Below are 14,010 nucleotides of genomic sequence, written 5' to 3' on the forward strand. Positions count from 1 at the left end.
TGAATTTTGAAATTAATTCCTGATTATATCAGGCAGTTCGTTTTGCGCGGCGCGCGCGTTGCGCGAGCCACCACGCCAATAGTATAAAAAAGATGACCAGTAAAACGGCCATGATGATTGGCAGCATCAAGGCGAGGATCGAGACGCCGGTTGCGGCGACATCTTCTGCGATGCTGACAGGGATATTGCCCGCGCCGCCTGTAGTGGCTGTGACCATTGGGCGTACTGCCACAGACTTGACGGCGTGTACGCTGCCTGCCACAAGCAGCCCACAGGCAAGGGCAAACACAGGGTTTATATCGGTGACCACTTTCGCGCTTGCCGCGAATGCGATCGCCCCAGCCACTGGGCGGATGATCGTTTGGATGAGGTCATTGATGTGATTGACCGCGGGCACTTTATCTGCAAGCATTTCAATGATGACTAATACGCCAAGCAAGATGAGTATCCACGGATTGGCGATCAGGTCCCAGGGTTGATTGAGCGTGAGGGTATCAGGGAAGTAATGCCCGATCACTCCCACGACCAGTAATGGGATATAAGCATTTAATCCTGCGCTGGCGGATAGACCAAATGCAGAAAATACGCCGAGTAACAAATCCATTTTTTTCTCCTTTACTATTTTATCCAGTTAATCCGGGGAAACCGCTCCACGTTCCTGTGAACTGCAGGCGGAGCAGGTCGATGCTGAGGATCATCAGCATCGCCAAAGTAAAACCAGCCAGAAGGGGAAGCCAAAGTTGCTTTGGATATTCGAATGTATTATCCTGCCGCATGATCATGATCCACAAAATGGAAAAGACGATCGCAAGCAGGGATAGGGTCCCCAATGCGCTGAGATAAGCGATCGGATATAAAACGATGTGACTATCTGCAAGGATTAATAGATTAATACAGACAATCAGGATGGTCAGGATGCCGAAAGATTTCCATTCGAGTGCAGGGCGGTCATCCTGTACTTTCCATAGGGTCTGGTTGACGATCGGATATAACACGGCCGCCAGCGCGATGCCCATTCCGCTGCCGGTAAAAAGACGCAAGATATGGTTGGGTATATAAAGATTGGGAATTTGATCCAGTCTGCCGGGGGATGTTTGTTTGAGCAGATATAGATAGGAGTTGCTGCCGTCAATGCCAAAGGCGAGCAAGAATAGTACAAAGACTGCGATGATGCCTCGTGATGGTAATTTACTGCGTTTCCCGCTGACGAACCCCTGAAAGAGGAGTGCCAGTCCCGCCGCGTAGAATTCGCCTGTGCAGCGCGCGCACAAGGGAAGCTGGCGGTCTCCAATTTGAAAGGAGCGTTCATCAATGCGGTGACAGACTGCGTAACCGACCGCATCCAGTTTGCCGAGCGCGCCTTCTGGTGAAATATACATCCATGCGGCAAAGGCAATGATCGCGGCAATGGGTACGAACCATTTAATAATGAACTGAAAATGCGATGTCTGATTTGTATTCATCGCTAACATTATATGGGGGATGAGTCTGAATTGCAAGAAAGGTAGGATTATGTTTTGGTTAAGAGAATGGAGTATCATAAACATGAATCCATACACAGGAGGTGCGTGATGAAGCGACTTGGGATCCTGACAGGCGGAGGCGATGCGCCCGGGTTGAATGCAGTGATCCGTGCAGCGGTTAAGACTGCTATCAGTGTGTACGATTGCGAAGTTTTTGGCATCAGGAACGGCTACGACGGCTTCCTCGATGCAGACGGTATTGTGCCTTTGGGGTTGGAAGAAGTGCGCGGAATATTGCCGCGCGGTGGAACAATCCTTGGTTCCGCCAATCGCGGCAACCCGTATGCGCGTAAGGTGATGCGGGATGGGCTGGAAGTGACCATTGATGTTTCGAATGAGATCGTAAAAGGGATCGAGAAATTAAAGCTGGATGCCTTGCTCGTTCTCGGCGGTGATGGAACCCTGCGCATTGCGCATGAACTTTGGCAAAAAGGAGCACCTGTGATCGGTGTCCCGAAGACGATCGACAATGACATCGGCGGCACGGAGGTCACCTTTGGTTTTGATACCGCGCTCAATATTGCCACCGAGGCATTGGATCGTTTGCATACTACGGCCGAGTCGCATCACCGCGCGATGGTGCTTGAATTGATGGGACGTGATGCAGGCTTTATCGCTTTGCAGGCCGGTCTCTCCGGCGGGGCGGATGTGATTCTTATCCCGGAGATTCCCTTTAAATTTGAGAGCATCATGAACAAGATCCGCGCGCGTGCAGAGATGGGACGCAAGTTCAGCATCCTCGCAGTATCAGAAGGCGCAAAATCGCTGGAAGGTAGGCAGGTCTTTTCCCGCAAAGGGGATGAAATATACGTGCCGCGTCTGGGCGGGATCGGGCAGGTGGTTGGGGAATATATTGAGAATCAAGGTTTCGAATCACGCGTGACCGTTTTGGGGCATCTGCAGAGAGGCGGAACACCGACCTCGTTTGATCGCTCACTCGCAACTCGGTATGGTGCGGCGGCTGTCCGCCTTGCGGCGCAGGGTGGGTTTGACCGCATGGTTGCTTTGCGATGTGGAAGAATTGCCGATATCCCTCTTGAGGAAGCTACTTCAATTCCCAAACGTGTGAAAATGGATGATGATGCTGTCATCACCGCGCGGAATATTGGTATTTCTTTCGGCGATGAGTCAAAGGCAAAAAAGAAGGTTGAGTTTTAGCCCAACCTTCCAACTTTTAAACTTGTCAACCTTAAACGATTTAGATCACAAACTTTCCGTTCTTATACAGCAATTCTCCATCAACAAGGATCTCGGAATCTTTGCGCATGTCGCAGATCATATCCCAGTGGATCGCACTCTTGTTTTTAGAACCAGTTTCCGGGTAGCCCGCTCCGAGCGCCATGTGGAAGGAACCGCCGATCTTTTCATCGAATAAAATTTGACCACTGAATGTGTCAATATCGAAGTTCGTGCCGATGGCGAACTCACCCAGATAGCGTGACCCGGCATCTGATTCAAGCATCTTGAGCAGGTAGTCTTGATTCTTGTCAGCCTTGGCTTGTTCCACGCGCCCGTTGCTGAAGGTCAACTCGGCGCCTTCGACCGCGACGCTGCCATAAATGGCGGGATAGGTGAATTTCACCCAGCCGTTCACAGAGTCTTCAACGGGACCGGTGTAAATTTCGCCGTCGGGCATGTTGAATGTTCCAAACGAATTCATGAAGGTGCGGCCTTTGACCGATAAAGTCAGGTCAACATTCGGCCCGCGCAGGATGACCTGATTCTTTCCTTTCATGAAATCCACGGCTTTTTGTTGATCCTGTTCCACCTGCTTCCAGAATTTGATCGGGTCTTCTTCATGGGCGTGAACTGAGTTGAAAACGAAATCCTCGTATTGCTGCAAACTCATACCGGCTTCCTGCGCGTATGCTTCGGTGGGGTAGAGGGTCGTGACCCATTTGAATGCGCCTGTTGCTCCGCGCTGCATCTGCGCGGCCGTGATCACGCTGGTGGCTTTTCCGCGCCGCTGTGAACGTGATGAATCCATTTTAGTTTGCGAGCGGGTATTGGTCGAGGAGTGAATACGAATGCGCGATTCGAAATTATCGTACGCCAGCTTCTGGAAGGGCGGCACAAAATCCAATTGCGCATCACTGCCCTTCATAACGAGCAGGTCTTCATGTCCGGGAAAAAACGTATCTGGCAATTGAAGTAAAGGAACGGGGTTGCCGCCTTTTTCCAATATCTTGATATAGAGTTCGCGCACAAGCGGTTCTGCTGCGGTTGTCGCTTCGATCAAAACTCGGTCACCGGGGACTACGCGGGCGGAATGTTGTACCAAAATATCGGCAAATTTAGAAATACGAGAATCAGCCACTGCAAAACTCCTTAAAAGATAATTTTAAAAAATTATATCACCATCGCTTTGGGGCTTTTTGTCCGCTTGGAAATGTAACTTTTGTCATATCCTTTATCAGGGAATGTGGATATGATAAGTATTATTTGTTGATGGAAAAAGCAAGGAGTATGCATGGAAGTCTTATCTCAAAAACCGACAACAGCCTGGGCGGAAGTGGATGAACAGGGGCGCCTCATTCTTCCGCCCGAAGTTGCCCGCCAATATGGGCTGAATCCTGGCTCGAAGGTGCGCCTCGACGAAGGCCACAACTTTGTCCGCATGCACCGCCCGGTCACTCATCTCACAAAGGTCTATATCGAGCCGACCGTGGATTGCAACCTCGATTGCATTACCTGTTTCCGCAACGCATGGGATCAACCCATGGGACGCATGAGCGATGAAACCTTCGAAAACATCTTCAACGGCCTCAAGCAAATGGATCCGATCCCCAATGTATATTTCGGCGGAATTGGCGAGCCGCTCTTTCATCCCAAAACCATCGAATGGATTCGACGCATCAAACAACTCGGTGTAAAAGTTGAACTCATCACCAATGGCACGATCCTCACTGAAAAGAAATCACGTGAATTAATTGACACAGGACTGGATGTGCTCTGGGTTTCTCTCGATGGCGCAACACCAGAAACCTACGCGGATGTACGCCTCGGCGCGGAACTTCCCACCATTATCAAAAACCTTGAGCGTTTTGTGAAAATGCGCGCCGCCGGTCATTATCCCTCGCCGGAGATCGGCATTGCATTTGTGGCGATGAAGCGCAATATTTCAGATCTGCCCCAAGTCATCAAAATTGGAAAATCCCTGCGTGCCAAATATTTCTCCGTCAGCAATCTTCAACCTGCCACCGAAGATATGCAAGCCGACCGCCTGTATAACCGCACCACGCGCGACATCGCATATTTGCAGGCGCCGCATCTTCCAAGCCTCAGCCTGCCCAAAATGGATTTTGACGAAACCACAAAAGACGCGCTCTTTGAAGTTTTCAATAGCGGACTGAATATCAGCTACGCAGGCAATAACTGGGGTGGCGCAAATGATGTTTGCAACTTCGTGGAGAACGGCACCATGTCCGTTGCGTGGACGGGGGATGTCAGTCCGTGCTGGCCGTTGATGCACACCCACATGAGCTACCTGCACAACAAACCGCGACTCTCTCAAAAGCACATCATTGGGAATGTAAACCAACGCCTCCTTTCTGACCTGTGGCTTGATCCCGATTACCTGGCATATCGCGAACGCCTTCACAACTTCGGCTTCGCCCCCTGCACTTTCTGCGGAGGATGCGACCTCTCCGAAACCAATGTGGAGGATTGCCTCGGCAATGACATCGCCCCTGTCTGCGGCGGATGTCTGTGGGCGCAGGGCATTATTCAATGCCCATGAAATAGTTTGTGTTTTAAAAGCTCGGATTTGACGATCCGAGCTTTTTGTTTTAATTTACATAGTAGGGGCGACCCTTCAAGGTTTGTCAAGATACATTGCTCTCGCTGGGCGGGTCGCCCCTACCTTGTAGAAAAAAAATTGCGTAAGGTAAGTTGACGAAATAGCTTCTAAAGAATGACCTTAAAGGTAAAATATATGAGCCAAAGGATTTCTTTAGAGGATTGGAGGTGTAGAAGATGGAAGAGACGATCATGAAAGTTAATTTCTATGCTACGTTGCGCCCGATCGTGGGACAGAAGACTGTGGAGTTGAAACTCCCGCCGAACACGACTGCCATTCAACTGGTGCTGATGTTCGTGAAGGATTACCCGGCCATGCGCAAGGAATTGCTGGATGAGAACGATCAATTCTTTCCGCACATGAAGTTTTTTATCAATGGGCGTGAGGCGGTGTACCTGCCTGATAAATTCGACACCATCATTCAACCCGATGACAAGGTGGATATCTTCCCGCCTGTGGGCGGCGGTTAGTCCATGCGGACCATTATCCACGAGATGCGAGGGATTCCTTATTATTTGCTCAAGGAATACTTGCAGGAACTTGGCGGTACCCTGCATGGCGAGGATTTGATCCAGGGGGATGGCTGGAGTGTGAAGATCGAAAAAATGGAACCGTTTCGCCTGTTTTCATTATCTGTCGGCCAATCTCGTTTGACGATGGAGTTGGAAGAGCGTGTCGCTGATGATTTTCTGGAGCGGTTCACGAAAAAGACTCTAAGGGCGGGAGGGTAAGTGCAGAAAGCGGAAGGCAGAGGCGGGGGAATGCTTGAGAAAATAGAATCAGTTTCGAGATTAAGAGAGAAGCGGAAATTAAATCAAAAGCGACGCGCCCAATTGGACACGTCGCTTTTATTTACCAATTACTAATTACCAATCACCAAACTTACGCGATTTCCAATTCCTTCAGCTTGGCTTCGCTGACGACACCGTTATCCCAACCGCGGGCGGTGTAGTACTCTTTGAGCATGTCATCCAACTCGCAAACGTGGCCGACTGAGCCGGGTTGTGTGGAGGCTTCCTTGGTGAAGCGATCAGGAAGAATATCGGAGCCTGCGCCGAAACCAGCGAGGTTGTTGTAATGGCGTTCGAGGTTGTAGATGCGCTCGCCAGTCTTCAAGACATCGTCAGAAGTGAAGGGCACGCCGACCATGGCAGAGTATTGCTGGGCGTATTCATCGGTGCCCATGGCGAAGGCGCTGAATTTGCACAGATCCATGCTGTCGGAGAAGGCGTGAATGTCCTGGAAGACTTTCACGAGTCCGCCCTTATCTTTCCAAGCCAGCGGATCGACCTTGAGTGAGCCGAAAGGCATAACGCCCAATTCAGCGGCGGCAACGTAGGCGCGCAGATGGCAGGCGCCACGGTTGGATGTGGCATAGCCGAGGCCCATGCCCTTCATACCGCGCGGATCGTAGGCGGGGATGCCCTGACCCTTGACGGTCATGGCGAGTTCGGGGTGACCGAAATGTTTGGCGGTAGCTTCTGCGCCATCAGCCATAACGTTGCCGAGGCCTTCGCGCTTGGCGATCATTTCAGCGGCTTTGGTCATGCCATCGGGGTCGCCCCAAGCGAGTTTGCCGTCGCCGTTGGTGTAACCCTTTTCGCTGGCTTCCATCCAGATCGAAAGCGGGTGACCGATTTCGATGGCATCAAAGCCGAAGTCGTTGGCGAGGTCGATCATCTTGGCGACGAGACGGGCGTCGTTATTGCCGACGTTCGCGCCGACTGACCAAGCCGGTTCGTATTCCACCGATTCCATGCGCAGACCCTTGTATGGGCCGTCTTTGACTTCCACTTCCTTCTTGCAAGCCACAGGGCAGGCGTGACAGGTGGGGTTGTCAACGAGCAGGTTCGCGTTGATGTATTCACCGCTGATCTTTTCGGCATTTTCGCCGTAGGATGTGACCATACTGTTCTTGGTGGGCAAGGCGCCAATGCTGTTGGTGATGTTCATCAAAACGTTGGTGCCATAGACCGAGAGACCACCCTTACGCGGGCTGGTGATGTTCTCTTCGGCCATGATGTTCTTGAGAGCGCGGTCGTGAGCGGGTTTCCACTCTTCACGGTTCGCGGCTTTGACGATCTTCTTCTCAGCCTTGATGACAATAGCCTTGAGATTCTTGGAGCCGCCAACTGCGCCGGTACCGCCGCGGCCAGAGGCGCGGTCATTTTCGTTCATCCAGCACGCAAACTTGACGAGGTTCTCGCCTGCGGTGCCGATGGTGATGACGGTGAGGTCTTTCTCGCCGTATTTTTCCTTGAAATGTTTAATGGTGTCGTGGACGTTCTTTCCCCAAACTTCGGAGGCGTCCATCAATTCGATCTTGTCATCATGGATGTAGGCATAGGTCGGTTTTGCGGCTTTGCCTTTAAAAACGAGTCCGTCAAAGCCAGACCAGCGTAATCGGGCGGCAGACCAGCCACCATGGTGAGAATCAGTTACCGTTCCAGTCAGAGGCGATTTGGTTACAACCGCCATGCGTCCGCTCATGTTGGCTTCAGAGCCAGTCAGCGGACCGTTCATAAAGCAGAGGATATTTTCGGGGGAGAGCGGGTCTACCTTGGGGCCATTGTCGTAAACATATTTAACACCCAACCCACGTCCACCAATATATTTTCGGGCATCGCTCTCTGCGATAGGCTTTACTTCCACATTGCCTGCGCTGAGGTCAACCCAGCCGATCCGATTTGCATAACCGCCAAGTTCCATGATGTTTCTCCTTTTTGCAAACGAAAATAAACAGCCACACGCTGTTTCAGTAACTCAGAATAGCATTTGGAGTTCTTGAAGTCAATAATTAAGGAAAAACTTAACCGTAAAGGTGACTTTTATCATCCTGCTTTTATTTTCAACCCGATACTTGATATGGGTTATACTTTCTCAATCAAAAAATCCAAAGCATGCACTAAGCATGCTTGAAGGTCGTACATCATAATGAAACAACTCCTCCAAAACGTTAAAAACGGAAATACAACTATCGAAGAAGTACCCATGCCGACACCGCGTGAAGGTATGGCCCTCGTTAAAATAGCGGCCTCTCTGGTCTCCGCAGGCACTGAACGCATGATCGTTGAATTCGCTGAAAAGAATTTGGTCGGCAAGGCGCGCTCGCGTCCGGACCTTGTCAAGCAGGTTATTGACAAAGCCCGCCGTGAGGGGATTGTGCCCACGTTGCAGGCTGCGTTTAATCGCCTCGATCAACCAATGACCCTTGGCTATTCATCTGCGGGAACCATTGTTGCGCTTGGCAAAAATATGCAAGGCTTCAAAGTTGGTCAGCGTGTGGCGTGTGCGGGTGCGGGCTATGCTGTCCATGCAGAATACAATATCGTGCCGCGCAATCTGATCACGCCGCTGCCAAAGAATGTGGATTTTGAGTCCGCCGCATTCACAACCTTGGGTGCGATCGCAATGCAGGGATTTCGTCTGGCAGAGCCTCAGCTTGGCGAAAATGTAGCTATCATCGGCTTGGGTCTGTTGGGATTATTGACGATTCAATTGGCGGCAGCGGCTGGATGCAACGTCCTCGGCATTGACCTTGACCCAAAGAGGATCAAGCTCGCTTCATCGCTTGGATTTGAAGCTGTTACACGCCAAAATGCAGAATCAGCATCTGTTGCATTCACTGCCAATCGCGGCTTTGACTCGATCATCATTTGCGCGGATACATCCTCCAATGACCCGATCGAACTAGCGGGCGTCATTGCCAGAGACCGCGCTAAAGTTGTTGCCACTGGTGCGGTCGGGTTAACCATTCCAAGAAAAATCTATTTCGAAAAAGAAATCTCATTGATCAATTCCCGTTCCTATGGACCTGGCCGTTATGACCCCAGTTACGAAGAAAATGGAAATGATTATCCCATTGGCTATGTCCGCTGGACGGAAGGCAGAAACCTGCAATCTGTAGTGGATTTGATGGCAGGCGGTAAGTTGAAAGTGGCTCCGCTTATTTCACATCGTTTCCCCATTGAACAAGCCGCGACAGCATATGATGTGATCACAGGAAAGAAGAAAGAAACCTTCCTCGGAGTTTTGCTTACATATTCAGAAACAGTTGAAAAATTGGAAAGTTCAAAGGTCGTCAGGTTTAACGCTCAAACCTTCAATCCTTCAAATAATGTAAAACTTGGCGTATTGGGCGCGGGTCTATATGCCAACTCAACTTTGCTTCCTGTTATCAAGAACAATAAAGATTTCGAATTAATAGGTATCGCCTCATCAGGCGGACTTCACGCCCAGCATTCGGGAAAGAAATACGGCTTTCAATATGCCACCTCCAGTGACGATGAGATCATCAACGACCCGAACGTCAATACAGTTGCGATCCTCACCCGCCACGACACACATGCGGATCTGGTCATCAAAGCGCTCAAAGCGGGTAAACATGTCTTTGTTGAGAAGCCATTGGCAATTAATAGCGTCCAGCTTTTGGCAATTAACAAACAGCTAAAAGCTAACAGCCAATCACTATTAACGGTGGGTTTCAATCGTCGCTTCTCTCCTCTCGCACTAAAACTTTTTGCCTCCCTTTCACATCGCAGCGAACCTCTTCATGCTCACTATCGTGTCAATGCGGGTTATATTCCTCTTAATCATTGGACACAAGATGCAAATCTTGGTGGCGGGCGGATCATTGGTGAAGGCTGTCATTTCATTGACCTGATCACATTCCTTGTTGGCGCTGCGCCAGTCTCAGTGACCGCGCACGCTCTGCCCGATAATGGCAAATATCGCATGGATAATGTATCCATGACTTTTACATTTCCCGATGGCTCAATTGGCGTGGTGGATTATCTTGCCAGCGGAGATAAATCCTTCCAGAAAGAACGTGTGGAAGTTTTCTGCGCAGGACAGATCGCTGTGCTGGATGATTACAGGTCGTTGACGATCGTAAAAGACGGTAAGCGGAGTGTGGAAAAATTATCAGCGCAGGATAAAGGCTGGAGAAACGAGATGCAGGCTTTCGCGCGCGCGATCCGCGAGGGGGGGGCTCCTCCCATTCCGTATGACCAAATCATGGGCGTGACCCAATCCACATTTGCGGCAGTCGAATCAATCCAAAACACTAAGTTGATTGAAATTTAATCTCAAGCAAAATCAATGTGCAAAAAGAGCGAATTCGATCACGGTTCGCTCTTTTTATTTATGTAAGCAGTACAATAGGCCGAAAATATCACGGAGATCTTATGAGTGAATCACGAAAAGCATTTTTAAATGGAGTCCGCGCTGAATTGCCGCTTTTGATCAGCGTATTTCCTTTTGGTATGATCTACGGCGCGCTCGCACTTGACGCGGGGTTGTCAACTCTGGCATCCCAATTGATGTCATCCATTGTTTTTGCGGGGTCAGCCCAGTTTGTCACGGCGCAGCTTGTGCATGACAGCGCCCCCGGTTTCGTGATCATCCTGACCATTGCAGTTGTGAATCTGCGTCACATGTTATACAGTGCATCGCTTGCGCCGTATTTGAAAAACCTTTCACTCAAGTGGAAAGCACTACTTTCATATCTGCTTACAGATGAAGCGTACGCGCCGAGCATTCTCAATTATGAAAAAGAAGGCATTACACCTGTGGGCCATTGGTTTTTATTAGGCGCGGGATTTTCATTATGGTTTATCTGGCAGATCAGTACTGCGCTTGGGATCTTTCTTGGCGCGGCAATTCCAAAAGAATGGCCGCTTGATTTTGCGCTGCCACTCACATTTATAGCCATGGTTGTCCCCATTCTTAAGAATCGGCCTATGGTTGCTGCGGCAGTTTCAGCGGGTGTAGTCGCATTACTGACTTTTGGTCTGCCTTATAAATTGGGTATCATTTTCGCCGCTCTAACAGGGATCATTGTCGGGACTGTTTTGGAGAATGCCAAATCCCCAAGGAGGGCGCTGTGAATATCTGGCTGGTTATGCTGATCGGTGGGTTGCTTACCTTCGGGATGAGATTCTCTCTCATTTATTTGTTCGGCAGGTTCGAGGTCCCGGAAACGATGCGCAAAGCGCTGCATTATGTTCCGCCCGCAGTGCTATCTGCCATCATCTTTCCTGAGTTACTTTATTCGTCGGGTAATTTTGATTTAGGTTTGGGCAATACACGTATGCTAGCTGGAGTCGTTGCGGTCTTGGTGGCATGGTACACAAAGAATACATTACTTACCATCCTGGCTGGGATGGCGGCCTTGGTGATCCTTCAGTTAATATAAAATATTAAACGAAGACCAAAAATACCTGATTTCCCCCGGCTTGTTTTGCATGCGCCATAGCCTGCCGCGCCTGTTGGATCAGCGGTTCGATCTCAGTGGATGCTGTAATGCGGGAAGCTGATGCGATGCCCGCGCTGATCTTGACCATTAGCGGCGCCTCATTTTTTACCTCGATCATGGTGCCGCGTACTCCGGCAATGACCCTCTCTGCAATTTTCTCCGCGTCTGCGCCGATCACGCCGGAAAGCAAGATCACAAACTCATCGCCCATCCAGCGGCCAATGCAATCATAAGGGCGGCTTTTCTCGCGGATGACTTGCGCAACAACGCGCAGGACTTCATCACCGGTCGCGACTCCAAAGGAGTCGTTAATGATCTTGAAGTTATCTACATCAAATGCGATCAAACTCAACGGCTCCGATTCGCGCCGCGCACGCTCCAGTTCACCCGCAGATTGTCTGAAGAAAGCAGGCTGGTTCATGAAACCTGTCAGGGTGTCGAATACCGCCTGGTTTTCAAGTTGAACACGTGCAGAGGCGAGGCTCCTCGAAAGCGAAATAATTCTTTCCGCCATGGTGATGCGGTCATTTAGATCCCTGGCGCGGAACGGGCTTTGGATGATATCGTCTGCTCCGCTGGGTGCGAGATCTTCGTCGGAGCTCTTTGTGGTTATTAATATAATGTAGAGCGATTCTGTGGGTTTGGCAGCGCGGGCACGCGCTATAAATTGTGAATGACGAATATCGCTGGTATCCCAATTGGCGATGAGAAAACAAAATTCTTCAGATTGTAAATGCGACCAGATCTGTTCACTGGATTCGAGCGGAATTAATATGTCCCTGTTTTCATTCAGGATCTGCCTGATTTTTTCCAATTCCTGCGGGTTGTTTTCAAGTACCAATATTTTCATGGGGCACCTTTTGCCTATTATAGCAGGGTGTTCGTCAAGTTTTAATGGATGAATTCAATCGCATGCATATTACCAAATGTTCCGTAAAGCTCCCTGCTTTAGCAGTGGAGATGTAAGGAACGGTTTTGCTTTTATTATACAGCGATTAGCTGTATAATAGCTGTTATGAGCGCACAAACTTATAAAAGCAATCGTCATATTTTCTACTCCTGTAAGTACCATGTTGTTTTTTGTCCGAAGTATCTCCGCAAGGTACTTGTGAATGGCATAGATATTCGATTGAAGGAAATCATTCAGCAAGTCGCGGATGAATTGGAATGTGAAATCATCGAACTTGAAGTACTGCCCGATCACGTCCACATGCTTTGTGAAGTTGATCCACAATTCGGTGTCCATAAATTTGTGAAGCGGGTCAAAGGTCTTAGTTCTTCTTTGCTTCGCAAGCAGTTCCCTGCTTTGAAAAGCAGAATCCCGACTCTGTGGACCCATAGTTATTTTATATCCACTGTGGGTGGTGCGCCACTGGCGGTAATCAAGCAGTACATTGAAAATCAAAAAGATGTAGTACAGGATACCCTTCGGTATGAAAACATACAAGTTTCGCCTTCAACCCTCCAAGAGTCAAAGAAGCAAGTTGACGCAAACGCTTGAGTTATGCAGGCTTGTGTATAACACTACTCTTGCAATCCGCAAGAATGCGTGGGAGGGTGAGAAGCGATCCGTATCCTTGTATGACACAAATAAAATGCTGACTTCGTGGAAGGGTGAATACCCGGAACTCAAGCAGGTACATTCTCAAGTTTTGCAAAATGTGCAAGAACGAGTTAACCTTGCTTTTCAATCTTTCTTTCGCCGCGTGAAGGAAGGCGCGGATAAAGTTGGTTATCCGCGTTTCAAGAGTTATGGCAGATACGATAGCTTCACCTTCAAGCAATCCGGGTTTGAGTTGCTGGATAATAGGGTGATGGTTTCCAAAATCGGAGCAATCAAAATAATCCAGCACCGCCCCGTCGAGGGACGCATAAAGACCTTGAACATACAACGAGACGCTGTGGGGAATTGGTACGCCTGTTTTGCTTGTGAAGTAGAACCGGCTCCATTGCCCTACAACGATGTTGCTGTTGGAATTGACGTGGGTCTGACAACCTTTGCAACGCTCTCGAATGGTCTGACTGTGGACAATCCACGTTTCTTTCGCCGTGATGAGGTTGAACTTGGGAGGGTGCAAAGACGATGGGACAAAGACAAAACTCCCAAACGCCGCAAGGTCATTGCTCACATCCATCAGCGCATGGCCAACCGACGAAAAGACTTTGCCCATAAATTGAGCAGGCAACTTGTGAACACATACGGCGCATTGATATTCGAGAACCTCACCATAAAGAACATGCTCCAAAATCATAATCTTGCTAAAAGCATTTCGGATGCTTCGTGGAGACAGTTGATCATGTATTGCACGTACAAGGCAGAATGGGCTGGTCGTGCAGTCGTATTGGTTGATCCTCGCGGTACTTCGCAACGATGCTCAGGCTGTGGTTCCGTTGTTCGAAAAGATCTGTCGGTTCGTGTCCATGATTGTCCT

Annotated in this window: 14 protein-coding genes; 9 read left to right on the plus strand and 5 right to left on the minus strand. The window is 49.5% G+C overall.

Annotated features, from left to right (window positions below; genetic code table 11):
* Positions 1 to 28: 28 nt before the first annotated feature.
* Both IPL17_RS21120 and IPL17_RS21125 read right to left on the minus strand, forming a co-directional pair.
* A complete protein-coding gene (locus tag IPL17_RS21120) occupies positions 29 to 604 on the minus strand; it encodes a DUF4126 domain-containing protein (RefSeq protein ID WP_345309067.1) in 576 nt (191 codons plus the stop codon).
* A 19-nt stretch (positions 605 to 623) separates the two neighbouring features.
* Positions 624 to 1,463, minus strand: a complete 840-nt coding sequence (locus IPL17_RS21125; RefSeq protein WP_345309068.1) for a DUF2085 domain-containing protein — start codon at positions 1,461 to 1,463, stop codon at positions 624 to 626.
* A 108-nt stretch (positions 1,464 to 1,571) separates the two neighbouring features.
* On the opposite strand from IPL17_RS21125, the gene IPL17_RS21130 reads away from it, so the two are divergent.
* A complete protein-coding gene (locus tag IPL17_RS21130; RefSeq protein ID WP_345309069.1) occupies positions 1,572 to 2,681 on the plus strand; it encodes an ATP-dependent 6-phosphofructokinase in 1,110 nt (369 codons plus the stop codon).
* Positions 2,682 to 2,721: 40 nt separating this feature from the next.
* Here IPL17_RS21130 and IPL17_RS21135 read toward each other — a convergent pair whose 3' ends face one another.
* Positions 2,722 to 3,840 carry an aminopeptidase gene (locus IPL17_RS21135; RefSeq protein WP_345309070.1) on the minus strand — a complete coding sequence of 373 codons (1,119 nt, stop codon included), beginning with the start codon at positions 3,838 to 3,840 and terminating at the stop codon, positions 2,722 to 2,724.
* A 153-nt stretch (positions 3,841 to 3,993) separates the two neighbouring features.
* Here IPL17_RS21135 and IPL17_RS21140 point away from each other — a divergent pair, with 153 nt between their 5' ends.
* The 3 genes from IPL17_RS21140 to IPL17_RS21150 all read left to right on the plus strand — a co-directional run bounded on the left by IPL17_RS21140 (position 3,994) and on the right by IPL17_RS21150 (position 6,053).
* Positions 3,994 to 5,262, plus strand: coding sequence for a radical SAM protein (locus tag IPL17_RS21140; RefSeq protein WP_345309071.1), 1,269 nt, complete (start codon positions 3,994 to 3,996; stop codon positions 5,260 to 5,262).
* A gap of 251 nt (positions 5,263 to 5,513) precedes the next feature.
* Positions 5,514 to 5,792 (plus strand): ubiquitin-like small modifier protein 1, encoded by a 279-nt coding sequence (locus IPL17_RS21145; protein WP_345309072.1) that lies wholly within the window; start codon positions 5,514 to 5,516, stop codon positions 5,790 to 5,792.
* A gap of 3 nt (positions 5,793 to 5,795) precedes the next feature.
* Entirely contained in the window at positions 5,796 to 6,053 is a 258-nt protein-coding gene (locus tag IPL17_RS21150; protein ID WP_345309073.1) for a DUF1952 domain-containing protein, read from the plus strand.
* Between the two features lie 151 nt (positions 6,054 to 6,204).
* Here the strand turns inward: IPL17_RS21150 and IPL17_RS21155 are convergent, their stop codons facing one another.
* The gene (locus IPL17_RS21155) at positions 6,205 to 8,031 is read right to left on the minus strand and encodes an aldehyde ferredoxin oxidoreductase family protein (protein WP_345309074.1); all 1,827 of its coding nucleotides are present in this window, start codon (positions 8,029 to 8,031) and stop codon (positions 6,205 to 6,207) included.
* A 225-nt stretch (positions 8,032 to 8,256) separates the two neighbouring features.
* Here IPL17_RS21155 and IPL17_RS21160 point away from each other — a divergent pair, with 225 nt between their 5' ends.
* The 3 genes from IPL17_RS21160 to IPL17_RS21170 all read left to right on the plus strand — a co-directional run bounded on the left by IPL17_RS21160 (position 8,257) and on the right by IPL17_RS21170 (position 11,518).
* Positions 8,257 to 10,407, plus strand: a complete 2,151-nt coding sequence (locus IPL17_RS21160) for a bi-domain-containing oxidoreductase (RefSeq protein ID WP_345309075.1) — start codon at positions 8,257 to 8,259, stop codon at positions 10,405 to 10,407.
* A 101-nt stretch (positions 10,408 to 10,508) separates the two neighbouring features.
* Positions 10,509 to 11,210, plus strand: a complete 702-nt coding sequence (locus tag IPL17_RS21165; protein WP_345309076.1) for an AzlC family ABC transporter permease — start codon at positions 10,509 to 10,511, stop codon at positions 11,208 to 11,210.
* A complete protein-coding gene (locus IPL17_RS21170) occupies positions 11,207 to 11,518 on the plus strand; it encodes an AzlD domain-containing protein (protein WP_345309077.1) in 312 nt (103 codons plus the stop codon). The genes IPL17_RS21165 and IPL17_RS21170 overlap by 4 nt, the downstream gene beginning before the upstream one ends.
* Before the next feature lie 4 nt (positions 11,519 to 11,522).
* On the opposite strand, the gene IPL17_RS21175 is transcribed toward IPL17_RS21170, so the two are convergent.
* On the minus strand, positions 11,523 to 12,428 hold the full coding sequence (locus IPL17_RS21175; protein ID WP_345309078.1) for a diguanylate cyclase: 906 nt from the start codon (positions 12,426 to 12,428) through the stop codon (positions 11,523 to 11,525).
* Positions 12,429 to 12,593: 165 nt separating this feature from the next.
* On the opposite strand from IPL17_RS21175, the gene tnpA reads away from it, so the two are divergent.
* Together tnpA and IPL17_RS21185 are read left to right on the plus strand one after the other, a co-directional pair.
* Positions 12,594 to 13,079, plus strand: coding sequence for an IS200/IS605 family transposase (gene tnpA, locus IPL17_RS21180; RefSeq protein ID WP_345309079.1), 486 nt, complete (start codon positions 12,594 to 12,596; stop codon positions 13,077 to 13,079).
* On the plus strand, positions 13,012 to 14,010 hold a 999-nt coding region (locus tag IPL17_RS21185), incomplete at its 3' end, for a transposase (protein WP_345309080.1). The genes tnpA and IPL17_RS21185, both read left to right, overlap by 68 nt.

This window comes from Candidatus Villigracilis saccharophilus (assembly GCF_016711665.1).

Bases quoted from the DNA above. Each gene is read 5' to 3' on its own strand.
- IPL17_RS21120 (WP_345309067.1), bottom strand. From the start codon at position 604: ATGGATTTGTTACTCGGCGTATTTTCTGCATTTGGTCTATCCGCCAGC.
- IPL17_RS21175 (WP_345309078.1), bottom strand. From the start codon at position 12,428: ATGAAAATATTGGTACTTGAAAACAACCCGCAGGAATTGGAAAAAATC.
- IPL17_RS21145 (WP_345309072.1), top strand. From the start codon at position 5,514: ATGAAAGTTAATTTCTATGCTACGTTGCGCCCGATCGTGGGACAGAAG.
- IPL17_RS21150 (WP_345309073.1), top strand. From the start codon at position 5,796: ATGCGGACCATTATCCACGAGATGCGAGGGATTCCTTATTATTTGCTC.
- IPL17_RS21130 (WP_345309069.1), top strand. From the start codon at position 1,572: ATGAAGCGACTTGGGATCCTGACAGGCGGAGGCGATGCGCCCGGGTTG.
- IPL17_RS21165 (WP_345309076.1), top strand. From the start codon at position 10,509: ATGAGTGAATCACGAAAAGCATTTTTAAATGGAGTCCGCGCTGAATTG.
- IPL17_RS21160 (WP_345309075.1), top strand. From the start codon at position 8,257: ATGAAACAACTCCTCCAAAACGTTAAAAACGGAAATACAACTATCGAA.
- IPL17_RS21155 (WP_345309074.1), bottom strand. From the start codon at position 8,031: ATGGAACTTGGCGGTTATGCAAATCGGATCGGCTGGGTTGACCTCAGC.
- tnpA (WP_345309079.1), top strand. From the start codon at position 12,594: ATGAGCGCACAAACTTATAAAAGCAATCGTCATATTTTCTACTCCTGT.
- IPL17_RS21140 (WP_345309071.1), top strand. From the start codon at position 3,994: ATGGAAGTCTTATCTCAAAAACCGACAACAGCCTGGGCGGAAGTGGAT.
- IPL17_RS21125 (WP_345309068.1), bottom strand. From the start codon at position 1,463: ATGAATACAAATCAGACATCGCATTTTCAGTTCATTATTAAATGGTTC.